Source organism: Hoeflea sp. CAU 1731, from assembly GCF_039888615.1.
In the GTDB taxonomy this organism is placed as follows: domain Bacteria; phylum Pseudomonadota; class Alphaproteobacteria; order Rhizobiales; family Rhizobiaceae; genus Flavimaribacter.
In genome coordinates this window covers 156,453-183,263 of the sequence record NZ_JBDQQS010000004.1, presented here as the reverse complement: position 1 = coordinate 183,263, position 26,811 = coordinate 156,453, and the positions used below count along the sequence as shown (strand labels likewise).

22 protein-coding genes and 1 pseudogene are annotated in these 26,811 nt (G+C 59.8%); 7 read left to right on the top strand and 16 right to left on the bottom strand.

Features of this window, described 5'->3' with window-relative positions; all coding sequences use genetic code 11:
- The first annotated feature begins 106 nt into the window (after nucleotides 1-106).
- Nucleotides 107-742 carry a helix-turn-helix domain-containing protein gene (locus AAFN47_RS08910; protein WP_499808861.1) on the top strand — a complete coding sequence of 212 codons (636 nt, stop codon included), beginning with the start codon at nucleotides 107-109 and terminating at the stop codon, nucleotides 740-742.
- Between the two features lie 13 nt (nucleotides 743-755).
- On the opposite strand, the gene AAFN47_RS08905 is transcribed toward AAFN47_RS08910, so the two are convergent.
- The 5 genes from AAFN47_RS08905 to AAFN47_RS08885 form a co-directional block, all read right to left on the bottom strand.
- Entirely contained in the window at nucleotides 756-1,169 is a 414-nt protein-coding gene (locus tag AAFN47_RS08905) for an SRPBCC family protein (RefSeq protein ID WP_499808860.1), read from the bottom strand.
- A gap of 40 nt (nucleotides 1,170-1,209) precedes the next feature.
- On the bottom strand, nucleotides 1,210-1,653 hold the full coding sequence (locus AAFN47_RS08900) for an SRPBCC family protein (RefSeq protein WP_499808859.1): 444 nt from the start codon (nucleotides 1,651-1,653) through the stop codon (nucleotides 1,210-1,212).
- 49 nt (nucleotides 1,654-1,702) lie between these two features.
- Nucleotides 1,703-2,182: a VOC family protein gene (locus tag AAFN47_RS08895; protein WP_499808858.1), complete on the bottom strand. Its 480-nt coding sequence runs from the start codon at nucleotides 2,180-2,182 to the stop codon at nucleotides 1,703-1,705.
- A gap of 181 nt (nucleotides 2,183-2,363) precedes the next feature.
- Entirely contained in the window at nucleotides 2,364-4,664 is a 2,301-nt protein-coding gene (locus tag AAFN47_RS08890) for a xanthine dehydrogenase family protein molybdopterin-binding subunit (RefSeq protein ID WP_499808857.1), read from the bottom strand.
- Between the two features lie 424 nt (nucleotides 4,665-5,088).
- Entirely contained in the window at nucleotides 5,089-7,551 is a 2,463-nt protein-coding gene (locus AAFN47_RS08885) for a GcvT family protein (protein WP_499808856.1), read from the bottom strand.
- A 241-nt stretch (nucleotides 7,552-7,792) separates the two neighbouring features.
- Between AAFN47_RS08885 and pdxR the strand changes: the two genes are divergently transcribed.
- On the top strand, nucleotides 7,793-9,274 hold the full coding sequence (gene pdxR, locus AAFN47_RS08880) for a MocR-like pyridoxine biosynthesis transcription factor PdxR (protein ID WP_499808855.1): 1,482 nt from the start codon (nucleotides 7,793-7,795) through the stop codon (nucleotides 9,272-9,274).
- A 125-nt stretch (nucleotides 9,275-9,399) separates the two neighbouring features.
- Nucleotides 9,400-11,175, top strand: coding sequence for a sulfoacetaldehyde acetyltransferase (gene xsc / locus AAFN47_RS08875; RefSeq protein WP_499808854.1), 1,776 nt, complete (start codon nucleotides 9,400-9,402; stop codon nucleotides 11,173-11,175).
- Between the two features lie 2 nt (nucleotides 11,176-11,177).
- On the opposite strand, the gene AAFN47_RS08870 is transcribed toward xsc, so the two are convergent.
- Entirely contained in the window at nucleotides 11,178-12,080 is a 903-nt protein-coding gene (locus AAFN47_RS08870; RefSeq protein WP_499808853.1) for a DUF4396 domain-containing protein, read from the bottom strand.
- A 401-nt stretch (nucleotides 12,081-12,481) separates the two neighbouring features.
- On the opposite strand from AAFN47_RS08870, the gene AAFN47_RS08865 reads away from it, so the two are divergent.
- The 3 genes from AAFN47_RS08865 to AAFN47_RS08855 all read left to right on the top strand — a co-directional run bounded on the left by AAFN47_RS08865 (nucleotide 12,482) and on the right by AAFN47_RS08855 (nucleotide 15,211).
- The gene (locus tag AAFN47_RS08865) at nucleotides 12,482-13,468 is read left to right on the top strand and encodes a taurine ABC transporter substrate-binding protein (protein WP_499808852.1); all 987 of its coding nucleotides are present in this window, start codon (nucleotides 12,482-12,484) and stop codon (nucleotides 13,466-13,468) included.
- A gap of 71 nt (nucleotides 13,469-13,539) precedes the next feature.
- Nucleotides 13,540-14,340, top strand: a complete 801-nt coding sequence (locus AAFN47_RS08860) for a taurine ABC transporter ATP-binding protein (protein ID WP_499808851.1) — start codon at nucleotides 13,540-13,542, stop codon at nucleotides 14,338-14,340.
- 4 nt (nucleotides 14,341-14,344) lie between these two features.
- Entirely contained in the window at nucleotides 14,345-15,211 is an 867-nt protein-coding gene (locus AAFN47_RS08855; protein ID WP_499808850.1) for an ABC transporter permease, read from the top strand.
- Nucleotides 15,212-15,226: 15 nt separating this feature from the next.
- Here AAFN47_RS08855 and AAFN47_RS08850 read toward each other — a convergent pair whose 3' ends face one another.
- The 5 genes from AAFN47_RS08850 to AAFN47_RS08830 form a co-directional block, all read right to left on the bottom strand.
- A complete protein-coding gene (locus AAFN47_RS08850; RefSeq protein WP_499808849.1) occupies nucleotides 15,227-15,532 on the bottom strand; it encodes a PepSY domain-containing protein in 306 nt (101 codons plus the stop codon).
- A gap of 20 nt (nucleotides 15,533-15,552) precedes the next feature.
- Complete coding sequence (locus AAFN47_RS08845; RefSeq protein WP_499808848.1) at nucleotides 15,553-16,101, bottom strand: protein-methionine-sulfoxide reductase heme-binding subunit MsrQ; 549 nt, start codon at nucleotides 16,099-16,101, stop codon at nucleotides 15,553-15,555.
- 198 nt (nucleotides 16,102-16,299) lie between these two features.
- A complete protein-coding gene (locus AAFN47_RS08840) occupies nucleotides 16,300-18,741 on the bottom strand; it encodes a GcvT family protein (RefSeq protein WP_499808847.1) in 2,442 nt (813 codons plus the stop codon).
- A gap of 72 nt (nucleotides 18,742-18,813) precedes the next feature.
- Entirely contained in the window at nucleotides 18,814-19,974 is a 1,161-nt protein-coding gene (locus AAFN47_RS08835; RefSeq protein ID WP_499808846.1) for an NAD(P)/FAD-dependent oxidoreductase, read from the bottom strand.
- A gap of 13 nt (nucleotides 19,975-19,987) precedes the next feature.
- Nucleotides 19,988-20,224 carry an Lrp/AsnC ligand binding domain-containing protein gene (locus AAFN47_RS08830; protein WP_499808845.1) on the bottom strand — a complete coding sequence of 79 codons (237 nt, stop codon included), beginning with the start codon at nucleotides 20,222-20,224 and terminating at the stop codon, nucleotides 19,988-19,990.
- 196 nt (nucleotides 20,225-20,420) lie between these two features.
- Here AAFN47_RS08830 and AAFN47_RS08825 point away from each other — a divergent pair, with 196 nt between their 5' ends.
- Nucleotides 20,421-21,248, top strand: coding sequence for a hormone-sensitive lipase (locus AAFN47_RS08825; RefSeq protein ID WP_499808844.1), 828 nt, complete (start codon nucleotides 20,421-20,423; stop codon nucleotides 21,246-21,248).
- 19 nt (nucleotides 21,249-21,267) lie between these two features.
- Here the strand turns inward: AAFN47_RS08825 and ccoS are convergent.
- The 5 genes and pseudogenes from ccoS to ccoP form a co-directional block, all read right to left on the bottom strand.
- A pseudogene (gene ccoS / locus AAFN47_RS08820) lies at nucleotides 21,268-21,414 on the bottom strand (cbb3-type cytochrome oxidase assembly protein CcoS); the annotation flags it as partial.
- Complete coding sequence (locus AAFN47_RS08815) at nucleotides 21,411-23,717, bottom strand: heavy metal translocating P-type ATPase (RefSeq protein WP_499808843.1); 2,307 nt, start codon at nucleotides 23,715-23,717, stop codon at nucleotides 21,411-21,413. The pseudogene ccoS and the gene AAFN47_RS08815, both read right to left, overlap by 4 nt.
- A complete protein-coding gene (locus AAFN47_RS08810) occupies nucleotides 23,714-24,220 on the bottom strand; it encodes a FixH family protein (protein ID WP_499808842.1) in 507 nt (168 codons plus the stop codon). Before AAFN47_RS08810 ends, AAFN47_RS08815 begins: the two co-directional genes overlap by 4 nt.
- A gap of 5 nt (nucleotides 24,221-24,225) precedes the next feature.
- Nucleotides 24,226-25,788: a cytochrome c oxidase accessory protein CcoG gene (gene ccoG / locus AAFN47_RS08805; RefSeq protein WP_499808841.1), complete on the bottom strand. Its 1,563-nt coding sequence runs from the start codon at nucleotides 25,786-25,788 to the stop codon at nucleotides 24,226-24,228.
- A 145-nt stretch (nucleotides 25,789-25,933) separates the two neighbouring features.
- Complete coding sequence (gene ccoP, locus AAFN47_RS08800; RefSeq protein WP_499808840.1) at nucleotides 25,934-26,797, bottom strand: cytochrome-c oxidase, cbb3-type subunit III; 864 nt, start codon at nucleotides 26,795-26,797, stop codon at nucleotides 25,934-25,936.
- Nucleotides 26,798-26,811 lie beyond the last annotated feature (14 nt).

Below are 26,811 nucleotides of genomic sequence, written 5' to 3'. Positions count from 1 at the left end.
AATTTTTTCCGATCCTAATTCGATTTTCCTATATGGCAAGAAAATTTTCCAATGCGAAAATCTGGACCTTTCGTCTGCGTCACGCTAGAGAAGATACATCCGGCGCATGGAGGCAATCATAGAGGCCGACACCAGACAACGCCGCGCCCAAATGGGCGAAAGGCTGAGACAGATACGACATGGCAAGGGCATGACGCTCGCCGATGTCGCCCGCCAGTCCGGACTGGCGATTTCGACCGTATCAAAGGTTGAGCGCGGTGTCATGGCGTTGACCTACGACCGGTTCAGCCAGCTTGCAGACGGTCTCGGCGTGGATATCGCGGAACTCTTCACCGAGGAGGGAGAACGTTTTGCGCCGGGCGGACTTTCCGTCGCCCGCAAGGGAGATTATCGGCTGCACGAGACCAGCAATTATCGCTATGAAATGCTGTTTCCGGAAGTGTGGCGCAAGGCCATGACGCCAATCATGGGCAGCGTCAAGCCGCACGAGAAAACCCGCATCGACCGCTTTGTCACCCATCCGGGCCAGGAATTTCTGCTAGTGCTCGACGGCCGCGTCACCGTTCATCTGGAAGGCATGGATCCGATCACGCTGGAAGAGGGAGACAGCATCTATTTCGACAGCAATCGCGGCCATCTCTATGCATCAGCCCTCGACCGCGAGTCGCGCATTCTCGTCGTCTGCACAGAACTCGCGGAGGAAGATCCTGAAGCGCTTTCAGGCGACATAACGCGCAGCTGACGCGAAGGCGCTCCTAAGCCTCGACATGCCGCCGGAAATTGTCGAGGATCGCCTGCCATCCGTCCCGTTGCATTTCCAAAGAGTTCTCGGTCTCGGCGTCGAATACGGTTTTCACGACGGTGGCGTTGTCAACCTGTTCGAAGGTCGTGCGCACCTTGCGTCCATCCGGCATTTCAAAAGCAAGCGTCTTGCATGGCTCAACCTCCTGGTAAACAGCCTCGAAATCAAAGCCGAAGCTCCCGTCCCTGGCTTCCATGCGCGCCTTGTAGTTGCCGCCGACCCGCACATCGGCTTCAGCGCCTGGGCAACACCAGTCCACGGACGCGAAATTCCACCGTGTGATGTCATCGGGCGTGGTGTAGGCCTGCCAGACGCGTTCCACTGGCGCGGCTATTGTCGTTTCGATTGTGATCTGCTGGTTGCTCATATGTACTGAACCCTTGTCAAACGTGCCTTCGGCGGCAGGATCACTGGGTGATTTCCGGCTCTACCAGGCGCCCGAGCTTTTGAAGCGACTCCTGCCAACCCAGATAGCAGGCCTCTTCCGGTATCGGATCGGGTATATTCTCCTGCACCACCGTCATTTCCGTTCCCACCGATACAGCCTTGAATGTAACCGTAATCTTCATCTCACCCGGAAGGTTCGGATCGTCGAACGCATCCGTGTAGACAAGGGTCTCGCCAGAAACAACTTTCAGATAGACGCCGCCGAAGGAATGGCTTTCACCGGTTGTAAAGTTACGGAAAGACATGCGATGCCGACCGCCCTCCCGTGCGTCGAATTCATGCACCGTACAGAGGAAGCCGTAAGGCGGCGCCCAACTCGCAATGGCGTCCGGTTCGGTGAATGCGCGGTAGAGTTTTTCGGGGCTTGCGGCAAAGACCCGGTGCAGTTTGACGACGCCGGACATGAAAAATCTCCTTTGACAAATGTTTGGGGATATAACAGAGACCGCCGGTTCAGGCGGCCACGGCGGCGTCGAGAGCGACGATATCAACTTTTTTCATCGTCATCATCGCCTCGAAAGCGCGCCTCGCCACCTCTGCGTCCTGGCTTGTCGTCAGGTCGAGCAGACGCTTCGGTGTGATTTGCCAGGAAAAACCCCAGCGATCCTTACACCAGCCACAGGCGCTCTCCTCGCCTCCGTTGCCGACAATCGCATTCCAGAAGCGATCTGTCTCTTCCTGGTTTTCGGTGACGACCATGAAGCTTACCGCCTCATTCGGCTTGAACAGGGAACCTCCGTTCAAGCCGACAAATCGCTGCCCAAGGACGGTGAATTCGACCGTCAGTTCAATGCCCTGCCTCCCGCCCGGGAAATCCGCGGGCGCCGAGTTGACTCGCCCAACATGGCTGTCGGGAAACGTTGCGGCGTAAAATTCCGCGGCCTTGCGCGCCTCTCCGTCGTCAAACCATATACAGGTCACAATGTCAGTCATTCTCGATTTCCTCCTCCGGAGGGGGGTTGGCGTGCTCGTTTAATAATACCGACCGGTTGGTATGCTGTCAAACACAATCTTTCCAGCAAGTCCGCGCGCAGGACAACCGAGGCGCTCTTCGGCAAACCGGTAGAGGCAGCGGTTCCAAAGGCCGGCGTATCAGCTCGGTTGATGAATACGACTATGCCATGTTGATCGCGGACCAGACCTTTGCGGGCGTCGCCGGAAGCGCGATATCATCAACGCCGAGGTGGTGCATGGCGTCAAGAATTGCCGAAATGAGCACCGGCGTCGCCCCAACGGTGCCGGATTCTCCTGCGCCTTTGGCGCCCAAGGGATTCGTTTGGGTGGCGGTGTTTAGCGCCTCGAAGTGGATTGGAGGCATGTCCGAAGCGCGCGGCATTGCATAATCCATAAAGCTTCCCGTCACCACCTGACCGCCTTCATCATAGACGAAGTCCTCCATCATCGCCTGACCGAGACCCTGTGCGATGCCGCCGACCAACTGGCCTTCAAGCAGCATCGGATTGATGACCGTACCGACATCGTCGACCGTCACGATCCGTACGATCGAGGTAACGCCGGTCTCCGGATCGATCTCTACTTCGGCGACCTGACAGCCGTTGGGGAAAGTGAAACCCTCGAGTTTGAAATCGCCACTGCCGGAAAGACCCAACCCGAGTTCGGGCGGCAGGATCGGAGCAAAGGACATGGCCGCGACCTTCTGTATCGTCATTGTGCGGTCGGTGCCGGCTACAGTCAGCGCGCCGTCCTCGAATACGATGTCGGCCGCGCTTGCCTCCATGAGATGGCCGGCGATCGCCCGTGCCTTCTCGATCACCTGATCCGCGGCCATTTTCAGCGAACCGCCGCCATTGATCATCGATCTCGACGCCACGGTGCCGCGTCCGAAACTGACGGCGTCCGTATCGCCCTGGACGATGCGGATGCTCTCGAATGGAACGCCGAGCCATTGCGACACCATCTGCGAATAGACGGTTTCGTGTCCCTGTCCATGGCTGAACGTTCCCGCAAGCACCGTCACGCCGCCGCCGGAATCAAACCTGATTTCCATGCTTTCGTTCATGAGACCGGCGTTTTCCATGTGAAGGGCAACTCCGATGCCGCGAAATTTGCCGTTGTTCAAGGATTGGGCCTTTCGGGCTTCGAATCCGCTCCAGTCGGCCGCCTCCATCGCCCGGTCCAGAATGGCAGGGTAGTCGCCGCTGTCGATCGTATAGACAAGCGGCGTCTGGTAAGGCATGTCTTTGTTCGTCAACATGTTGAGCCGGCGCAATTCGATCCTGTCGCGCCCGGTTTCACGGGCCGCCTTGTCGAGCAGCCGTTCAATCAGAAATGCGGCTTCCGGCCGGCCTGCGCCACGGTAGGGTTGCGTCGGGGAGGTATTGGTGTAGACGGCCCTGGAAAAGACGTGAGCCACCGGCACGCGATAGCAGCCGGTCGCAAGCGTCGAAGCGAAAAGCGGCGAGACGCCCCCGCCCGGTGACAGAAACGCGCCGGCGTTGTAGTCGCAGGATACTTTCAACGCCTTGATGCGCCCCGAAGCGTCGAAAGCCAGAGAGGCTTTCACACTCTGATCGCGTCCGTGAAAATCTGAAACAAGCGCCTCTGACCGGTCAGGATGCCATTTGATCGTGGCCTTGAGTTTTTTGGCCGCCCAGGCCACCGCGATGTCTTCCGGATAGACGCCGCCTTTCATGCCGAAGCCTCCGCCGACGTCCCGAGCGACAACGTGGACGTCGTTCTGTGTCAGACCGATTGCGGATGCTATGTCATTGCGAATCGAGTGTGGCGCCTGGGTCGACGTATAAACGGTTACCCTGCCGTCGCGCGGATCATATGACGCCATTGTGCCGCGCATCTCGAGCGAATTCGCCGACAGGCGATTGTTGTGCAATTCGAGTGTCGTGACATGAGCGGCCGCGCTCACCGCCCTCTCGGTCGCGTCGGCGTCGCCCAGAGAAATTTCGAAGGCCACATTGCCCGGAGCGTCTGGCCACAGCACCGGCGCATCGTTAGCGGTCGCATTTTTCGTCGAGACAACGGAAGGCAATTCCTCAAAGTCGATTTCGACGAGTTCGGCGGCGTCCCTGGCGGCCATTTTGCTGTCTGCGATGACAACAGCGACCGGCATGCCGACATAGAGAAGCTTGCCGGTGCTCAGGATGGGAAATTCGCGTGTGGCGACTTCCTTGTGCATTCCCGGAATCAGAGTATGGCAGGAAATACCGCCAATGTTGTCGGTTTGGCAATCCGAGCCAGTGAGAACAGCGATGACCCCATCCGCGCCGGACGCCGCAACCGTGCCCACCGCGTTCAACACGCCGTGCGCCACCGGCGACCTAACGACAAAGGCGTGCAGAGCCCTTTGATCGATGATGTCCTCGACATAGGCGCCACTGCCCGTCAGGAAGCGCGCGTCCTCCTTTCGCGTTACGGATTGTCCGATTCCGAATTTCATTTTTTCTCGCATTCACTGTCTTGTTTGACGAGCAGCGACGCCCTTTCGATCAGGACACCGCATCATCACTTTGATGGTTTTAGCGCATGATATTGATCTGGAAACATCTTGCCACCTGCATTGTGCAAAACGCGGGTGGTTTATTGTCTGCAGATCCGTTGAAGGAGGTCTGCCAGGCTGATGGAAGACATGAACACGATTTAACGTAACGGACAGGCGTCGTTCATTTGCTCACCCCATCTGTATTTCAGAAAGAGGAGACAAGGACTATGACCTACGGAAACGAAATGACCCCACCGGGTTTCGACAATTTGAACCAGTTGATCTTGCCGCGGAGATACACAGAAAGCCAATGGAGAAAGTGGATGCGAACCTTCTTCCACGACCAGCGAGTCGTCAAAGAGCGCCACCGGAAACAGTAAAACTAGCGCCTGATCCGCTCGGAGCGCGGATCATAAAGCGGCTGAAAGCTTGGCTTTGCGACGAAGGACCTGCCCGCCACTTCGATCCGGTAGTCTGAAGCGAGCATGCTATCGAGGCTTTCGCCCTCGCGCGCCGGGATATAACCAAGGCCAATGGCCGCGCCGAGCGTGTGGCCGTAGCCGGCCGAGGAGAGATAGCCGACAGCCTCGCCGTCGCGAAAGATCGGTTCGGCGTGGTAAAGTAGCGGCTCCGGGTCGTCGAGCATAAACTGCAGAAGTCGTCGAGAGGCGCCGACTTCGCGTTTCGCAAGAACGGCCTTCCGGCCGATGAACGGTCCGAAACAGCCATCCGCCTTCCCGGTCTTCACCGCGAAACCCAGACCGGCGTCGATGACATGATCCTCGTCCGTGATGTCATGACCGAAATGGCGATAGGCTTTTTCCAGACGGCAGGTATCCAGGGCATGCATGCCGGCAAGCCGGAGCCCCTCATCCTTTCCGGCCTCCATCACCGCGTCGAAGACATGGCGCGCCATGTCAGTCGGCACATAAAGCTCCCACCCCAGTTCGCCGACATAGGTGATGCGGTGGGCGCGGCAGTGCGCCATGCCCAGTTCGATCGTTTGCGCAGTGCCAAAGGGAAAGGCCTCGCTGGCAAGATCAGCGGATGTGATCTTGCCAAGGATCCGGCGCGCATTCGGCCCCATGAGTCCGAGGACAGCCTCGCCGCCGGTCACGTTGACGGCGATGCAGCGCGCGTCGCGAGGAATGTGGCGCTTCAGCCAGGCGAAATCACGCGTGACGGTGGCGGCTCCGGTGACGACGAGAAACCTGTCTTGCGCCATGCGCGTCACCGTCAGGTCGGCCTCGATCCCCCCGCGCTCGTTAAGCCATTGCGTATAGACAATCCGGCCGGGAGCGACGTCGACATCGTTGGCACAGATGCGCTGAAGGACATCGACGCTATCCAGTCCCTCGACGTGAAATTTTCCGAAAGCCGACAGGTCAAACAGTCCGGCCGTTTCCCTGACGGCGCGATGTTCCCGCGCAACGCAATCGAACCAGGGCTGCCGCTTCCAGCCGAAACTGTACTCAACGCCTTCCCCCGCAGGGCCATCGTCAAAGAAATGCGGCCGTTCCCAGCCGGCCGTTTCTCCGAACCGGGCGCCGTTTTGCGCCATCCGTTCGTGAAATGGCGTGTGGCGCACGTTCCGCGAGGTCTGGTACTGCCGATATGGATAATGATCTGCGTAGAGCAGCCCAAGGGTCTCGCTCACCCGCTCCTTCAGATAGGCGCCATTGCCCTGGACGGGCTCCATTCGGCGGATATCCACATCCGAAAGATCGAATGGCGGCGCGCCTCCGACAATCCATTCAGCCAGCGCCTTTCCGGCTCCTCCGGCCGACTGGATGCCGACGGAATTGAAACCCGCTGCGACGTAGAAATTCTCGACGTCGGGCGACGGTCCGAGCAGATAGCGATCATCCGGGGTGAAACTCTCCGGTCCGTTGAAGAAGGTCTGTATCCCGGCCGTTTCCAGCTGCGGGAACCGGTTGATGGCTTTCGCAAGAATCGGTTCGAAATGGTCGAAATCCTCGGGCAACTGGTCGAAGCAGAAATCCTCGGGGATTCCATCCATGCCCCAAGGCTTGGCCACAGGCTCGAAGGCGCCAAGCAGGATCTTTCCCGCGTCTTCCTTGTAGTAGGCGCATTCGTCCGGCACCCGCAGCACCGGGAGATTGCCCGGAAGATCGGCAATCGGTTCGGTGACGATGTAGAAATGCTCGCAGGCGTGCAGCGGAACGTTGACGCCAGCCATCCGACCAACTTGCCGACCCCACATGCCGGCGCAATTCACAATGATCTCGGCGTCAACTTCGCCTCGGTTCGTGCGCACACCGGTGGCCCGCCCGTCACGAATGTGGATTTCCTCCACCTTCGTCAATTCATGAACCTCGACGCCCTTCTGGCGCGCGCCCTTGGCAAGCGCCATGGCGATGTTGGCCGGGTCCGCCTGTCCGTCCAGCGGAATGTGCAGACCGCCCACGACGTCGTTCGTGTTGAGCCACGGATACATTTCGCCGCATTGCGCGGTGCTCAGAACATCAACCTCGACGCCGTGCACCTTCGCCATGGAGGCGTTGCGCAGCAGTTCCTCCATTCTGTCGGCGCTGAGCGCCACGGCGATCGAGCCATTGCGCCTGAACCCCGTCGCAATGCCGGTTTCCGCCTCGAGCGAACCGTAGAGCTCCTGGCTGTATTTCGCGAGTCGCGTCATATTCAGCGTCGCGCGCAGCTGCGCGATCAGACCGGCCGCGTGCCAGGTCGTTCCGCTGGTCAGACGCTGTCGTTCAAGCAGCACAACGTCCCGCCATCCAAGATGGGCAAGGTGATAGGCGACGGAGCATCCGACGACTCCTCCCCCGATGATGACAACACGGCAATGTCGGGGCAGTTCGGTCAAACGCGCTTCTCCTACACCTAAAGCTTTTGATACCAGTTTGATACCAGATGACGCCAGTGATCGCCACATGGCCAGGCGCGACTTCCAGGCGACAATTTACGCTGAAATGTCAGAATTTCCGGCGCATATTGACATTTCCGCAAACTCACCGCAGTTTTCCTCCGCCGATCATGGGAGCAATATTGGCCGCACTATAGGGCCAGTTTCACCGATTTACAAAACCAACCGGAACGACGACGCCATGCGCAATTCCCTGTTCCATGTCGAACGCATGGAAATGACGACGCTGCAGACCCAGATCCGCGAGATGCTGGTCTCGGCCATGCTGTCCGGGCAGCTTCCGGTTGGCGCGCCGATACCCTCTACGCGCTCCATGGCGAAGCGGCTCCACGTGTCGCGCAACACCGTGATGCTGGCCTATCAGGCGCTGGCCTCCGACGGATACTTGGTGGCGCGGGAACGCTCCGGTTTCTACGTGTCGCCCGATATTCACGACGGCGCCGTATCGGGTATGAAACCAGCCGCCAATCCATCGAAAATGACGCCGACGACCGACTGGGCGGCGCGGTTCCGGGTCCATCCGAGCGATCAGGCGAACATTGTCAAGCCGTCCAACTGGCATGACTACCCCTACCCGTTCATCTACGGACAGGCTGACGCCGCGCTGTTTCCGATCGCCGCCTGGCGGGACTGCATGCGGCAGTCCATGGGGCGCAAATGGCTGGACGCCTGGACCAACGACCATTTCGCCGAAGACGATCAGATGCTGATCGAGCAGATACGTCAGCGCATCCTGACCCGACGCGGCATCTTTGCCGAGCCGGATGAAATCCTGTTGACCCTCGGTGCGCAGAACGCGCTCTATATCCTCTCCAGCCTGCTGGTGAAGCAGGGCACGAAGGTGGCGATCGAAAATCCGGGCTATCCGGATATCCGCAATATTTTCAGCTTGAGAACGGACGCCATCAATCCGGTTCCGGTCGACAGCGAAGGCATTGTTGTGGGCGAGGAATTGGCCGACTCGGAACTCGTCTTCGTCACGCCGAGCCATCAATATCCGACCAATGTGACGATGTCGCTGGAGCGCCGCAAGCAGCTCCTCGCCTGGGCCGAGGAAGCCGACAGCCTGATTATCGAAGACGACTACGAATCGGAGACCAACTACGAAGGCGAGCCGACGCCGGCGTTGAAATCGCTCGATGGCGCACAGCGCGTTCTCTACGTCGGCAGCCTTTCGAAATCGCTGATGCCAGGTCTGCGGATGGGCTTCATGGTTGCGCCAGCGCCGCTCATTCACGAAGCCCGCGCCCTGCGACGGCTAATGCTGCGCCACCCACCTGGAAACAATCAGGGCGTGGTCGCGCTGTTTCTCGCCCTTGGCCACCACGACACACTGATCGGGCGGCTTCACCGCAGCTACCGCAACCGTTGGATGGCCATGGGTAAGGCGCTTGACGCCTGGTTTCCCGGATGGGCGGAAGCCCCCTGTTTCGGCGGCACGTCCTACTGGGTCAAAGGCCCCGAATGGCTCGACAGCACGGAGCTTGCAGCCAGAGCCCTGGAGGACGGCGTGATTATCGAGCCGGGCGACATCTATTTCAGCGAACCGGATGCGCACCGCAACTATTTCCGCCTCGGCTTTTCCTCTATTTCGGAAGAACGGATCGAGCCGGGAATCGAACGCCTCGCCCATATCATCAAGGCGATGCGGCAGGATCAGTAGAGCCAGTTTACCGCCGCTGGCGCAAATCATTGGACCGATCTGGTTCTAAGCAAGGACCGGTCAAAACTCCTATCAGTCAAACAGGCGGCAAACCTACGCCAGGGATCAAAGAGAGGAACCAAGCGATGAAGATGACAACCGAAGAGGCATTCGTGAAGGTGCTGCAGATGCACGGGATCGAACATTCGTTCGGTATCATCGGTTCCGCCATGATGCCCATATCGGATCTCTTCCCGCAGGCGGGCATCACCTTCTGGGATTGCGCGCACGAATGCAATGCGGGGATTATCTGCGACGGCTATACGAGAGCGACCGGCAAGATGGCCATGGCTGTCGCCCAGAACGGCCCCGGGATCACCAATTTCGTCACGCCGATCAAGACCGCCTACTGGAACCATACGCCGATGCTGCTGGTGACGCCGCAGGCGGCCAACAAGACCATCGGCCAGGGCGGTTTCCAGGAAGTCGAGCAAATGGCCTTGTTCCGCGACATGGTCTGCTACCAGGAAGAGGTGCGCGATCCCTCGCGCATGGCGGAGGTGCTGAACCGCGTCATCCTGAAAGCCTGGCGCGGCTCCGCCCCGGCTCAGATCAACGTGCCGCGCGATTTCTGGACCCAGGTTATCGATATAGAACTGCCGCAAATCGTCATGCTGGAACGCCCGGCCGGTGGCGAAGACGCGATCGCCGAGGCAGCCGCACTCCTCTCCGACGCGGAGTTTCCGGTCATCCTGTCAGGCGCGGGCGTGGTCATCGGCGGCGCAATTGACGCATGCAAAGCACTGGCTGAGCGGCTCGACGCGCCGGTCGCCAGCGGCTACCAGCACAATGACAGCTTCCCGGGAAGCCATCCGCTCGCCTGCGGCCCGCTCGGCTACAATGGATCGCGCGCGGCCATGGAGCTGATCTCGAAGGCCGACGTGGTGCTTGCGCTCGGCACCCGCCTCAATCCGTTTTCGACGCTGCCCGGTTACGGCATCGACTACTGGCCGAAAGACGCAAAAATCATCCAGGTCGACATCAACGCCGACCGCATCGGATTGACCAAGAAGGTGACCGTCGGCATTTGCGGTGACGCAAAGCAGGTCGCAAAAAGGATACTCGAGAAACTTACGCCTGCAGCCGGAGACAAGGGACGCGACGACCGAAAGGCCCTCATTCATCAGACCAAGTCGGCCTGGCTCCAGACTCTTAGCGGTATGGACCACGAAGAGGACGATCCGGGAACCGTATGGAACGAGGACGCGCGCAATCGCGAACCCGACCGCATGTCGCCGCGCATGGCTTGGCGGGCGATCCAGGCAGGACTTCCCAAGGATGCGATCATCTCCAGCGACATTGGCAACAATTGCGCCATCGGCAACGCCTATCCGACATTCGAGGAAGGCCGCAAATATCTGGCGCCCGGCCTGTTCGGTCCCTGCGGATATGGCTTTCCCGCCATTCTCGGAGCGAAGATCGGCTGTCCGGACACGCCTGTCGTTGGATTTGCAGGCGACGGCGCGTTCGGCATCTCCATGAGCGAAATGACCTCCTGCGGCCGCGAAGAATGGCCGGCGATCACCATGGTTGTCTTCCGAAACTACCAGTGGGGCGCCGAGAAACGGAACACGACGCTGTGGTTCGACAATAATTTCGTTGGCACGGAGCTCGATCCGCATCTTTCCTACGCGAAGGTCGCAGAGGGCTGTGGCCTTAAAGGCGTAACGGCGCGCACCCAGGAGGAACTGACATCGGCCCTGGCGCAATCCTGCAAGGACCAGGCCGATGGCGTGACGACCTTCATAGAAGTTATCCTCAACCAGGAACTGGGTGAACCATTCCGGCGCGACGCGATGAAGAAGCCGGTGGAGGTCGCCGGGATCGACCCGGCCGATATGCGACCGCAAGCGGGCGCCTAGGTTCAGAACCTGATCGGCGTGTAGATGTTCGTGGCGATCAGCGCGGCGAGCAGGACCGCGAAGGAAAAGACGACCAACGCTGTTGCGACAGACAGGGATAGCGATCGCATCTGCATTCCACCATGCTCTCCATGGGCGCCATGCGCCGCATGCACCATGTGTCCGGATTGCAGGTCGTCTGCACCATGATGGTGCGCATGCGCGCCATGTTCATGTTGCGTCGACATCTCCGGTGAACTGTGCCCAAGTTTCGGCGCTGGCCCGTCGGCGCCCGGCAGTGTCATGCATCCGTGTTTGAGATGGCTCGCCACCAGCCAGTAATTGATCGGATAGGCGATAAAACCGCCGACGACGCTTGCCAGACTCATCCGGAACCAGAAGGACGCCGCGCCGGGATGGCGCGACTCCGGCCAATAGTCCGCAAGGATCACCATGACCGGGATCATGCCCGCCATCACAAAGTTCATCGATACAGTCTCGGCGAAGACGGTCTTCCGGACCGCCAGCATGTAGTCGCCCTGGTACATTCCGAGCATCATCAGCGCCTGAAATATAAAAAGACCGAAGATGAAACCGGCGGCATATTCGGCGACGGCGTCCCAGCCATTGGCCAGTTCGAATAAAGAAAGGACAAGGGCTGCCGCCAGGATGCCCGTCGCATCGCCGGCGAGGCAATGCATCTCGCTGTTGACCGCCTGCTTCCAGACCGGTTTGGTGAATTGATCGTGCCCGCCGACAAAGGGCCGGCGGCAGGTCAACAGATAGAAGAACAGACCCAAGACGCCGGTATAGGCCGTTACCAAAATCCAGGCGGCGCGCTGAACCCAGCTTGTGACGCCATTGCTGACGGAGTCCCAGATGACGAATGCAAGACTGAGTCCCGTCATCAAAAACCATACGGTCATTGCGCCGTCGAGCATAATCGAAGCCCCCAAACTGTTCGCGACGAAAATAAATCTAACGGGATTGTTGAGGCCCTGGCAATCGCAAACTACAACCGCGCGATTGAGCGGTGTGGGCGCCAGTTGCTTTCGACCAAAGGATTAGACAGCCCAACACGCCTGTATTCAAAGGACTATTTCCATGACGTTTCTGGACTGGCGCCAAGCAGGAGTCAGGGCTGGCACTACCTTTGGCGTTATCTATTGCGGCCTAATGGCATAGGCGCAGTTGAGTTGATGAATACTGGACGTGGGGCCGTTTTCGCGGAATATTGCAGTGTGATGACGGCGCTCAATCTCGCGCCTTCACAGTTTGAAGAAACCGGATCAACTGGTCGCCTCCATAACAATCAAAGGGGAATAAAATGTCCTTCAAGACGAAACTCGCCGCGATCGCCGCCGGAGCGATGATATCGGTCACTGCTTCCATTCCAGCCGCTCTGGCGATGGATGAAATCACTGTCGCCTACTTCCTGGAATGGCCGACGGCCAACCAGGTCGCCCAGATGAAGGGAACCTATGACGATGAAATGGGCGTCAAGGTGAAATGGCGCGCCTTCGGAAACGGCAACGAGATGACCCAGGCGATGGTCTCCGGCGACGTCCAGATCGCTTACAGCCAGGGCTTCGTTCCATTCGTTGTCGGCGTAAGCACCGGCGCGCCACTCAAGCTGGTCGGCATCGCAGTAACGTATGCCGAGAATGACAATTGCATCGTGCGCGACGACGCGGGCATTACCAAGGACAACGCAAAGGACCTTGAAGGCAAGAAGGTGGCGACGCCGATCGGCAACGTCACGCACTACAAATTGCTGAAGACCCTCGATCACCTTGGCGTCGACGTGAACAACGTCAACCTGGTGCAGATGAACCCGCCGGACGGCGCTGTCGCGCTGGCACGCGGCGATGTCGTCATGGCATGCGGCTTTGGCGGCGCGTTGACCCGCATGCGTGAATTCGGCAAGCCGCTGATGACCGGCGCCGAGCAGGAAGCCGTCGGCATCAACACGTTCGACATCATCACGGTCACCAACGAGTTCGCCACCGAGCACCCCGATCTCGTCGAAAAATTCCTCGACGTGACCGAAAAGGCGAACGAGGCCTACAAGGCCGATCCGGACGCAGCCCTGCCAGTGATTGCCCAGGCGTCCGGCATGGACGCGCAGGCGACCAAGGGCATGATCGCCAATTTCGGCTTCCCGACCGCTGAAGACCAGAAGAGCACAAACTGGATGGGCGGTGGCGTTCAGGAAATGACCAAGGGCGTCGCCGACGTCATGGTCGCAGCCGGCGGCATGGACGCAGCGCTCGACAGCTACGAACAGTTCATCGATCCGAACTATCTGCCCTGATCGACGGGCAGCGACACGGGAGCCGTTTCACGGCTCCCCTTTATCTTTTCAGAACCGGTCAGGAGTAAGCGATGTCCGGTATTACGATCGATGGCGTGTCCATGGTCTTTACGCTGACCGGGGGTGGCGAAGTCCACGCCCTGCAGGACGTAAACCTGGATATTCGCGAAGGCGAACTCGTTTCCGTGCTGGGTCCGTCTGGGTGCGGCAAAACGACGTTGCTGAACATCATCGCCGGTTTTCTGGCGCCAACCGCCGGCGAAGTCCGGCTGAACGGCAAAGTCGTGCGGGGACCAGGCTCCGAACGCGGCATGGTGTTCCAGCAGGGCGCGCTGTTTGAGTGGCTTACGGTCGCCGACAATGTCGCGTTTGGTCCAAACATGGCGGGCAAGCCGCGGGCCGAGACACGCGACAGGGTGGAGCATCTTCTGGCGACGGTCGGCCTTGCCGATTTCGGCAAGAAGCCGGTCTATCAACTGTCCGGCGGCATGCAGCAACGCGTGGCGCTGGCCCGTTGCCTTGCAAACGATCCGGACGTCATCCTGATGGACGAGCCGCTCGGCGCCCTCGACGCCCTGACGCGCGAGAAAATGCAGGGCCTTGTGCTGAAGCTCTGGAAAGAGACCGGCAAGACCATCATCCTGATCACCCATTCGGTCGAGGAGGCGCTTTTCCTCGGTGAGAAACTGATCGTGATGGCGCCGCGGCCCGGACGCATCGAAAAAATCTATGACCTGCCATTCGCAGACGAGGGCATGACGAAAAGCCCGCGCGACATCAAGGCGGGGTCCGAATTCGTGGCTAGGCGTGAGGAAATCCTGTCCATGATCTGGGAAATGGAGGAGGAGATCATGGGACAGGCGACAGGATAGAGACATGTCAGAAAAGAAAGAACCTTCCGACATCGCCATCTGGCTGGGCCTTGCCGACAACGCATTTACCCGACAGAAGACGGCCAAGTTCGGCGACGCAAGCGCGATCAATTCCGGCCGCTTCTACAGCATTATCATTGTTTTCGGCCTCGGCGCCCTATGGGTGCTAACCTCGGTCGCCGGCGTCATAGAGCCGTTCTACTGGCCGACCATCGGCGGCACCTGGAACCGGATCTACCTGCTGGTCACCGAAGGGTTTCGCGGAGTCCCCTTGTGGGAGCATGTCGGCATCAGCGTCTTCCGGGTGCTGTCCGGCGTCTTCTTCGGCGCTCTTGTCGGAATTCCACTGGGGTTCGCTATGGGCCTTTCCTCGGTGGCGCGGGGTCTGTTCGATCCGGTCGTCGAGTTCATGCGTCCCATTCCGCCGCTCGCGCTTATTCCACTGATCATTCTGTGGTTCGGCATCGACGAGACCGCGAAGATATTCCTGCTGTTCCTGGCGTCATTGTTCATCATGACCATCGCGGCGCGCTCCGGCGTTTCCAGCGTGCGTATATCGAAAGTTCACGCCGCCTACTCGCTCGGCGCGTCCAAGGCGCAGATTCTGCGCCACGTCATCCTGCCGAATGCCCTGCCCGAGATCTTCACGGGCCTGCGCACGTCCATGGGTGTGTGCTGGGGTACGGTGGTCGCCGCCGAACTCGTCGCCGCCGACCGCGGCGTGGGCTCAATGATCATGATCGCCAAGAACTTCCTGCAGACCGACACGGTCGTCATCGGCATCATCATCATCGGCATCATCGGCTACATCATCGAAATCCTGATGCGTTACCTCGAGCGCTGGCTGATCCCCTGGAAGGGCAAGGGCTGACCTAGCGACAGCCTGTCAGTCCTCTTTTTTGAAGAGAACCTGACCGCGACGCGCGATCAGCAGAAGCTCCAGCGTCAACGGATCGTAATAGGCCTCGACGCGCTGTCCTTCCGGCGTTGTGCCGTAGGCTTCATAACATCCGCCATCTTCCTTGATCCGGGTGACTTGCCAGCCGTCGGCGGTCATCTTTTCTTTGAGCTGGTCCGAAGACTGCCAGGATGTCTTGTCACCGGAATCGCAGGTCATGAGGCCGGTCGCGAAGGCGGGCGTCGTAACGGCCGCGAGAACTGCTGCAGAGGCGATAGTGCGGGCGAAAGTCATGTCGTTTCCTTTTCTCATCGTTAACGGGCAATCTGAGCATTGACGCGAAGATTGAACATCTTCCAAAGTCTGTAGATTTCGAGCAGAGCAAGCGGCGCGAAGTTGACAAGCGCCGCCGCCATGTTGTCGTGGATCAGTATCCAGTGAGCGAGCGTCAGCAACGCCGCCGGATAAACCCAGCGCTGCAGCGGCTTCCACCACGAGAGCAGGTAGCGCTGCACGGCGTTGTTGCTGGTCACGGCGAGCGGGATGAAGATCGCCAGCGCGATCCAGCCGGTCCATATGCCGGGCGCTCCAATTTCATCGAGAACGAGTTTCAGCGTCCCCATATCGGCAAGATAAAGCAGCGTATGAGCGAGGGCGTAACCAAAGGCGGCGACGCCCAGATAGCGGCGCCTGCGCATCAGCCAGACCGGCCAGCGCGCTCTCGGGAAAAGCATGCGCAGCGGCGTGATCATCATGGCGACGATCATGAACCGGGCTGCGAACTCACCCGTCGGATGCAGCAGGGCCTGAACCACCGGCTGTCCGTCTTCGAGGGGCTCTCCGCCCAAAAGTCCGATCATCATGGGAATTCCCGGCAAGGCCAGCAGGAACCAGAAGAAGAGTCGGGAATTCAATATTTTGGTCAACGTGCGTCACTCTCAGATACGTGAAAAGAGAGGTGGCGCATCAAAGAGGCAAGACAAGGAAACGTGCGAAAATAACCCTTCGCAAAATGTAATAGGCCTGACGGCTGATACATTTCGATACACTTTTGTCGGCTTTCAGCGTTTTGAACGCGGACGAAGATTGCCCGGATCGAACGGGGCTTCGGCAAGCACAAGGGCCCGACGACGCTCTCCGAAGACGCCGATTTCCAGTTCACTTCCCGCACGCGTGAATTCCGGCGGGACATAGCCAAGAGCAAGGGATTTTCCGGTGCGATGACCGTAACCGCCCGACGTCACCAGACCAACGGGCGTTGAACCGGAATAGACAGGAGCGCCGCCTGGCGCCTCCTCGCCGTCGCCCGGCGCCAACTCCATCATCACGAAATGGATCGGCGACCCGATTTTCTGCTCCCTCAGAAGCGCCTCGCCCCCGACAAAGGTCGGTTTTTCGAGGTCAACGAAGCGTTGCAGGCCCGACGCCAGCGGCGAGAATTCCGTAGACAGGTCCTGCTTCCAGGACCGAAAACCCTTCTCGATACGCATGGAGTCAAGGGCGTACATGCCGAAGTGACCGAGCCCGAATTCGTTTCCAGCCGCAAGCAACCGTTGGTGAACCGGGACCGCGACTTCAGCGGGCAGATGCAGTTCGAACCCGAGTTCTCCGGTATAGGACATGCGCATGACGTATCCCCGCGCCATGCCGATGGTCACGGGACGCACAGCCATCCAGGGCAGAACGGCGTCGCCCATATCTTCCTTTGCGACCGCTTGCAGCAACGCCCGGGACTTCGGCCCGGCAAGGGCGAGCGTCACATGTCTCGGGGTCAAATCCTCAACCGTTACAGATCCGTCATTCGGCATGTGCGCCTTGAGCAGATCCCGATCATGCCAGTGACCCGAGGCGCCGCCGACAAGCCAGAACCGATCGTCTTCGAGGCGCGCAACCATCATTTCCGACACCAGGGCGCCGGTGGAAGAACAGAAATAGCCGAGCGTGACCCGCCCGGTTCGCGGCAGCCTTCCCGCCATTACGCCATCCAGCCAACCCGCGGCGTTTTCGCCAGCAATCTCGAACCGGCTGAAGCCTGTCAGGTCCAGCAGACCGACACTGGTCGTCACCGTCTCGACTTCGCGAGCGATCGCGTCGTGGAAATGCGGTAGGCCGAACGTCATGTCCGGCTCCGGCCGGTCACCTTCGCCGGCGAACCAGAGCGGCCGTTCCCAGCCTCCAAAGGAACCGAACTGCGCGCCAAGCGCCGCCAGCCTGTCATAGAGCGGCGAGGTTAAGGCCGGCCTGCCGGCAGGCCATGGACGATGCGGCAGGTTGATCGCGTATTCGTTCTGGTAGACCTCAATCGCCTTGACGGTGGCGTAGGTTTTCGTGGCGTAGTCGCCGAACCTGCGTGGATCGACGCACCAGAGATCAAGTTCCGGCCCGCCATCAACGATATATTCTGCAATGGCTTTGCCCGCCCCACCGGCCTGGGCGATTCCGAAGGTGAAGACACAGGCCTCGTAGAAATTCGACAGACCCGGCGCCGGTCCCAACAGAGGCAGACCGTCCGGCGCATAGGGGATCGGTCCGTTGATCACTTTCTGGACGCCGGCGGTCGCCAGCATCGGAACGCGTTTGCAGGCGGCGTCGATATACCATTCGAGCCGGTCGAGATCGTCCTCGAAAAGCTGAAACGAAAAATCCTCCGGCGTTCCCCCGGTCAACCAGTGGGGCGTCGCCCGCCATTCATAGGGTCCGAGGATGAGGCCCTGTCGCTCCTGACGCAAATAGTAGCTGTCGTCCGGATCGCGCAAAAGCGGGATATGATCCGAAAGCTCCTCGAGTTCGGACACAGCCTCCGTGACGAGATACTGATGGGACATGGTGACCATCGGTATCTCGCGCCCAACCATCCTGCCTATTTCATCGGCATGATAGCCTGCAGCGTTGACGACGACAGCGGCATGGATATCGCCCTTGTCGGTCGCAACGTCCCAACTGCCGTCTTTTCTCTGTTTGAGGCCGGTGACCTTCGTAAAACGGACAATCTTTGCGCCGCGATCGCGAGCGCCCTTGGCGAAGGCCTGGGTGAGTTGCGCCGGATCGACGTCGCCGTCATCCGGATCCCACAGACCACCCACCAATCCGTCGCCATTCATCCAGGGGTAATAATCGTCGAACATCCCGGAAACCGTGAGCGGCCGCATGTCGATGCCTGCAGCGTTCGCCATGGCCGCCACATGCTCGAATTCCTGCATGCGCTCCTTGTGCTGGGCAAGGCGAACCGACCCGGTGCGGTGTCTGGTCATCGGATATCCGACGTCCTCGCCCAGCCGGTCGTAAAGGCGGGACCCGTAATTCTGCAGTTTCATGATCGTCAGGTTGCCGGAGAAACTCGGCGTATTGCCCGCCGCATGCCATGTCGATCCGGACGTCAGTTCGTTCTTCTCGATCAGGACTGCGTCCACGACGCCGGACAGGGCGAGATGATAGAGGCAACTGGCGCCGACGGCGCCGCCGCCGATGATCACCACCTGTGCATGTGCCGGCAAATCAGGCATGTCTTGCTCTCCGCTGCTGCAAACGCAGCAAAGATCACAAAGTATCGAAAATCAACGGCAAATCTTCGGCATTCAGCCGGACGCCAGTTCCCGGCGCGCCATCATGTGCGCGCGCGCCATGTTCACAGCATCAACGCACAGGAGTTTGTCGCCGAGGAAATAACGCACGGCGAAGGAGCGGTCGTCCATGCCGCCGTCCAGTTCCGCCCTGTCATAGCCCTGATTGAGGCCGGCGATCTGCAATTTCACGTCATACTGATCCGACCAGAACCAGGGAACGGGATCGTAGTCTGGTTGCTCGGACAGCATCGCCATGGCCGCGTGCTTGCCCTGATCGATGGCGTTCTGAACGCTTTCGAGCCGGATGTGGCGGCCATAGCGCTTTGAAAAGAATGACGCGCAATCGCCCGCTGCGTAAACGTCTGCGGCGGATGTCCGGCATTGGCCGTCGACAGTGACGCCATTGTCGACATCAACGCCCGCCTGCTCGGCAAGGTCTGTCACGGGAAGCGCCCCGACGGCCACGAGAACCAGATCCGCCGGAATAGCATCGCCATTCTCCAGTCGAACCGCCTCGACGTGATCCCCGCCCTCCAAAGCGGCGATCCGTGTCTGCGTCTTTATTACAACGCCCATTTCCGTATGCAGGGCGTGGAAGAAGGCGGAGAGATCCGGGCTCACGACGCGTTGCATGATCCGGTCCGCGCCTTCGAGAACCGTCACCGGATTGCCGCGTGCGCGCAATGCCGAGGCCACCTCCAGTCCGATATATCCGCCGCCGATGATGACAACCCGCATATCCGGGTTCAGGATCCCGGAAATCCGGTCCACATCCTTGATGTTGCGGAGCGTAAAGACGCCTTCCAGATCCGTCCCCGGCAGGCTTATGTCGCGCGCCTTCGTTCCCGTGGCCAGAAGCAGCTTCGAATAGGCGATGGTCTCGCCGCTTTCGAGCGTCACCGTGTGTTCAGCCGGATCGATTGACGCGACCGGCGACGACAATTTGAGCTTGATGCCGGACTTCTCGTAGTAGTCGTCGGCCTTGAGAAACAGGCGCGAAGCTTCCAGTTCGCCCTTGAGATAGGCTTTGGAAAGCGGTGGTCTCTGATAAGGCGGATGGGCCTCGTCGCCGATGAGTATGATCCTGCCTTCAAACCCCTGCTGCCGCAGGGTTTCAGCCGCCTTCTGACCGCACTGACCTGCGCCGACAATGACGATCGGGCTGTCGTTCATGGTTATGTTCCGCTTAGAATGCAGTGAATGTCATTGTGGTCAGCGAACGGGCGATACCGCTTATGTCCAACACGTTGTCATGGATGTATTTGCCGATATCCTCGCCCTTCGGAACGTATATCTTCATCATGAGATCGAACTCCCCGGATGTGGAATAAAGCTCCGAAATGATCTCTCGCTCGTATAGCGCGTCGGCTACGGCGTAGGCCTTGCCCGGATGGCATTGCAGTTGCACGAAAACACAGTTCATCTCTGACCCTCGCAATTCGATAGACCGTGTATCACACCGGGCGCAGATCGTTGCAAGTCGCGCGCGTGGAATTTTGTCGCAATGCAGATTAACGCGTATTCGCTTCAGGCGCGCCGCAAACGTGCATTTGTCCGCCGATTTGTGTATGACGCGTCAATAGCAATGCTGCGACAGGAAACGGGAGCCGCACGCCGCCATGCTGATGCACCAGATTTCGGATTGGGACGACGCATACGCCAACGCGCCCCACATTCCCGGCGCACAGGACTATCCCGCGTCCTGGACGCTCAAGGCCCGCAAATTCCGCGACGCGTTGGCGCGCGACGGCAGGGCTGAAAACGGCCTCGCCTACGGGCAGGGAGACCGCAACCGGCTGGATCTCTTTCACCCGAAGGGACAATCGCGTGGCCTCGTCGTCTTCATCCATGGCGGCTACTGGAAGGCGTTCGACAACGCATCCTGGTCGCATCTCGCCCAGGGCGCGCTGGAACAGGGCTACAGCGTCGCCATGCCCAGTTATACGCTGTGTCCGGACATTCGCATTGCCGGCATCACAGCCGAGATCGGAAAGGCGATCGCCTTCGCCGCCTCACGGGTTGCAGGACCGATACGGCTGACCGGTCACTCCGCGGGCGGCCACCTCGTCTCGCGCATGGTCTGCAAGAACACGCCGCTCGACGGCGATATCGTCGCACGCATCGAACGCGTTGTCTCGATCAGCGGCGTGCATGATCTGAGGCCGCTCATGCATACGGAATTGAACGACACCCTGAAGATCGATCGCAGGGAAGCGCTGACGGAAAGCCCCGCCCTGCTGGAGCCGATCACCGGCACGCAGCTCGTTTGCTGGGTTGGCGGCGGCGAACGCCAGGAGTTCCTGCGTCAAAACGCATTGCTCGCCAATATCTGGAATGGTCTGGGCGCCGCCACGGCAAGCGTTGAAGAACCGGACCGGCACCACTTCAATGTGATTGACGGTCTTCAGGATCCGGCCCATCCGCTGACCTGTACGGTGTGCCGGTAGCAGATCCCTCGCTGCCCTTCGGCGCCTCGTCATCATCATCAAGGATACGATAGGCGGCGCCTTCCAGGTCGTCGTACTGACCGCTTTTGATCGACCACAGAAACGCGATCAATCCCAGCGCGCCAAGAAACAGGGCGATCGGGATGAGGAACAGGAGGCCTGTCAAACTCGGGCTCCTGCGCCTGACGTCGTCGCGACCTCCCGCTCAGCAGGTTCGAAAGACTTTTGCACGCCAACCAGACGATCGGAGCCAAGGCGCAGGCGCAGCGAATTCAGGATGACGACAATAGAAGAGGACGACATCGCGATCGCGGCGACCAGCGGACTTGCGAATCCGAGAACCGCCGTCGGGATGGCGATCAGATTGTAGAGGATCGCAAGGGCGAAGTTCTGCCGAATGAGATTGCCCGCGCGCACCGAGGTGTCGAGTGCAATCGCGACGGCGTCGAGGCTGCTATGGAGGAACACGAAGTCGGCGGCGTTGCGTCCGACATCGGCGGCGGTCGCCGGAGCCATGGAGACATGCGCGCGACTGAGCGCCGGAGCGTCGTTCAGTCCGTCGCCGACCATCAGCACCTTCCAGCCTTCACTTGCGAGCGCTGCAATACGATCCTGTTTGCCGGATGGCAACACCCCAGCGCGAAAGGTCGCCACACCCAGCAGCCGGGCGAGCCTTTCGACAGCGCCGAGCCTGTCGCCGGATAGTATCTCGACATCGATCCCGCGGTTTTTGAGCGTCGCAATGGTTTCGGCCGCTGCCGGACGCAACCGGTCCTCGAACTGGAACACGGCGAGAAACCGTCCGTTCACCCCGAGAACTGCCTGGGTCGTCGACGTTGCGGCGCCCTCGTCCTCACCCTCCTCCAGCGCCCATTCGGCGCGCCCGAGGCGGTATGTCCGGCCATCGACCACGCATTCGACGCCCTTGCCCGGCGCCTCGCGCAACCCTGTAAGCGTCTCTTCCAAATTTTCGCTTTGTGGCGCAGCGCCAGCCAGAGCGCGGGCCAGAGGATGCCGCGAATGCCGGCCAATGGCTGCGGCAATGGAGAGACTATGCGGATCGACGTCCTGCGCATTGACCAGAACCGGCTCGCCCATTGTCAGGGTGCCTGTCTTGTCGAAAACGGCCATATCCGCCTCGGCCATACGTTCCATGGCGGATCCATCCTTGACCATGATCCCGTTTTTGAACAGGCGTCCCGCAGCAACCACCTGGACCACGGGAACGGCCAGGCCGAGCGCACAGGGACAGGTGATGATCAGCACCGCGATGGCGATATACAGCGCGTGACCGAAGTCTCGGGAGACAACCATCCAGCCGACAAAGGCGAGCAGCGCCGCCAAGTGGACGGCGGGCGCATAGAGCTCTGCGGCCCGGTCTGCGATACGGCGATAACGCGCCTTGCCGCCCTCGGCGGCCTCCATCAGGCGAACCATCTCTGCGAGGAAGGAATCGCCAGCCGAGGCCGTCGCCTTGATTGTCAGCGGGCCGGTGAGGTTGAGCGTTCCCGCCTGGATCAGGGAACCGGGCGAAATGCGCAGCGGCGCGCTTTCCCCGGACACAAGCGAAGCGTCCATGTCGCTTTCACCAACAATGACCCGGCCGTCGACCGGAACGCGATCTCCCGCAGCGAGCAGAACATGCATGCCAGGCTCGATTGCTTCGGTCTCGATGAAGGTTCGACCGCCGTCCTCATTCAAGATGGAAGCGCCGCCGGGCGCGAGCTTGCGAAGACCGGCGACCGCATTGCGCGCCTGCTCGCGCATCACATGATCCAGAGTGCGCCCGATCAGCAGGAAGAACATCAGGGTCACGGACGCGTCGAAATAGACGCGTTCGCCCGAATGCATCGTCTCGTAAAGGCTCATCGCAAAGGCGAGGATCACGGCGAGCGTGATCGGGACATCCATGTTGAGCCTGCCCTTGCGCAACGCTGCAAAGGCTGAGCGATAGAAAACCTGTCCTGAATAGGCCAGCGCCGGGATGGCGATCAGCGCGGAAATCCAGTGGAACATGTCGCGCGTCGCAGCGTCGGCGCCCGACCAGACCGAGACGGACAACAGCATGATGTTGGCGGCCGCGAATCCAGCGACAGCCAGCGATCTCAGGAGGACGCCGAGCGTCTTGTCCTTTTTGTCAGCCGAGAAATCGAATATATGCGCTTCATAGCCGAGGTCCTGCAGCGCATTGACGATGCCAGAGGGCGCGCCGTCTTCACGCCAAATAACGCGCACGCGCCTGGTGGAGAGATTGACCCGCGCTTCGTTCACGAAAGGAAGTTTGCTAAGACCCGCTTCGACCGTCCTTATGCACCCGCCGCAATGAACGCCGGGCAGAGCAAGATCCAGCTGCTTAAGTCCATCACCCGCCGGCCTGCTGGCAGCGCGCAATTCGGCGTCGGAATGCCCGGCCGCGCGCATCGTCTCGAGTTCCGCGGAGGCTTCGCTTCCGGCGGCGCAGCAGCTCATTTGTCTGCGCCCGGATTACGGACAATGAAGCGTCGGGTTTCGCTGTACAGCACTGAATCGCCATCCTTCACGCTGATGCGGGCGAGCCATTGCCCCGTCGCGATGGCGCTTTGCGATTCAAACCGGCCGCGGCTCTGGGGCAAAAGGCGCACCTCGCGGTCCTGGAGTTCGCTGGCCGGCCGCTGAAACAGAACCACGACCTCTTCGGCCTCGATCGGCGCGCCCGACGCGTCGTCAAGCGTGTAGACAATGGTCTCGCCGTCAACGTCCAGATCGGACACCCAACCGCGCTTGTGCAACGCCTTTGTCGCCTCGACATCCTCGTCGAAATGCTGGCTGGCGACATAGGTGTTGTGAACGATGAGGCCGCTCCAGCTGTGACTCGCGAAGTAGGCCATCGTCAGATTGACGCCAATCACCACTGCAAAGAAAACAACGATGATCCCGAACATGTGCCGGCCGGTAAACTCGGCAGGACGAAAGATACTGTTGAACAGGCTCATCGCCTTTACTCCGGTGCGTTGAACACGGCGTTGTACCGATCGTACTCTCCGCTTGCCTTGTCTTCGGCGATGAAATGGAAGGACTGGCGCCCCCCCGCGATTTCGCCGAGCGGCTGGCGGACGTATACCTTCAGCGTCCTTAACCTATCAGGTTCAACGGGAACCGCGAAGGACGTTCCTTCCGGCTGATCGATGTCGTTGATCCTCATTGTCGCGCCTGGCAAGCCGTCAAGCGACAGGAAGATGACGCGTGGCTCGGGTATCATGTTGAGCAGCTTGACGGTGTAGCCGTTTCGAATGTCACCGTCAGACAGCGTGACAAATTGCGGATTGCGATCGTGGAGAACATTGATCTCCAGCCGGTCGCGCGCAAGCAGCGCATAAAGCAACGCCAAACCGACCAGCGCCCATACGCCAAGGTAAAGCAACGTGCGAAAGCGGAAGATGATGCGCCAGTTGAAATGCGTTACCCTGTCACTGAAACTGCCATCGGCGTTTCGGACCTGCCGGGGATCGATATCCGTCGTTCCGCCATTCGTGGCGACTGCCATGTTGTTTTCGTAATCCGAAAGCGTGGCGTAGGAAATCAGTCCGCGCTCACGACCGAGCTTATCCATGACATTGTCGCAGGCGTCGATACACAGCGCGCAGGTGATGCATTCGAGTTGCTGGCCATCGCGTATGTCGATCCCCATCGGACAGACGACAACGCAGGCGTTGCAGTCGACGCAGTCGCCGACAACCTTTCCCTCAGCCTTCGCTTTCTTGGCGTGACGCGAGCGCGGTTCGCCGCGCCAGTCATTGTAGGTGACGACAAGCGATTTCTCGTCGAGCATCGTCGCCTGAATGCGCGGCCAGGGACACATATAGGTGCAGACCTGCTCACGCATGAGTCCGCCGAGCAAATAGGTCGTCACCGTCAGCACCGCAATGGTGATGTAGGCGACGGGCGCAGCCGCGCCTGTCAGGACCTGCATCAGCAGGGTGGGAGCATCGGCGAAGTAGAAAATCCAGGCGCCGCCGGTGGCGACTGCTATCAACAGCCAGATCGCATGCTTGGAAATACGCTTGAACAGCTTGCCAGAAGTCCAAGCAGCGTTGTCCAGCTTGATGCGCTGGTTTCGATCGCCCTCGATTGCCCTTTCCACGACAAGAAAGAGATCGACCCACACCGTTTGCGGACAGGTATAGCCGCACCAGGCGCGACCGACGGCCGATGTGACGAGGAACAATCCGAACCCTGCCATGACAAGCAAGCCTGCGACGAAGAAAAACTCCTGCGGCCAGATTTCGATGAAAAAGAAATAGAAGCGTCTGTTGGCGATGTCGATGAGCACGGCCTGATCGGGCGCAAAGGGTCCACGATCCCAGCGAAGCCAGGGCGTCAGGTAATAGATGCCCAGCGTCACGATCAGGACGATCCACTTGAAATTGCGGAACTGTCCTTGCGCCCTTTTCGGGAAGATCTTCTTGCGCGCTTCGTAAAGCGGCTTGCGCGCCCAAGCGGCGTTGACCGCTTCTGCGTCGAATTGTTCTACATCGGCTGGTCGAGTGGTCGTGTCACTCATCATTGATTCCTGTCACGCAAACCGGCGGCCTTCATATGAGAGCCGCCACCTTGGCGTCATGACATTTGAAGCTTGTCTACGCCTTGACGCCGATCAAATGCGGCTCGCCAGCAAAGGTCTTCCCGGCGCGGAAAAAGCCTCGCCGCTACTGGCCGCCGCCGAGCGAATGGACGAAGACGGCAAGCTGCTTTGCAGTGGATTCGCCCAAACGCCCGAGCCATGCCGGCATCACGCCATGCTGCGGCTTGCCGACCTGCTTCGCGATATCGGCTTCCGTTCCGGCGTAAAGCCATATCTGGTCGGCAAGATTGGGGGCGCCCTGTTCGATATCGCCCTGCGCGTTCTCGCCATGACAAACAGCGCAGTTGTCGAGATAGACCTGTTTTCCAGGCTCCACCAGATCGGGATTGGAAGGAGCGCCGGTCAGGCTGACGACATAGGCCGCGACTTCGCGGATCTGTTGCGAATCGAGGACATCAGCGAAGGCAGGCATTTCCGAGAAATGCGTGTCGTCGTCTCCGTCGAAACGCACGCCATGCGCGACGGTCTGATAGATCTGATTTATGTCGCCGCCCCAAATCCAGCTGTCATCGTTCAGGTTGGGATAGCCGGCAGCCCCTTGCGCGCCGGAACCGTGACACTGCACGCAGTTGATCTTGAAGGCCGCCGAACCGCCAGCCACGGCGAATTGCCGCAATTCCTGGTCAGCGAGGATGTTTTCGAGAGATTCTTCCTCGATCCTTTTATCGTAGACTTCCTGTACTTTTTCAGCCTTCGCCATATCATCGGCCACGCTGGCGCGGCTCGAATAGCCAAGGATCCCCGTCGTGGCGGAATTGATCAGCGGCCAGGCTGGATAGAGGATCGTGTAGCCGATCGCCCAGACGATGGTCGCGTAGAAGAAATACAGCCACCAGCGCGGGAGCGGATTGTTGAGCTCGGTAATGCCGTCCCACTCATGTCCCGTCGTCTCGACGCCGCTGATTTCGTCAATCTGTTTTTCCGACATCATCGTCTTCCCTG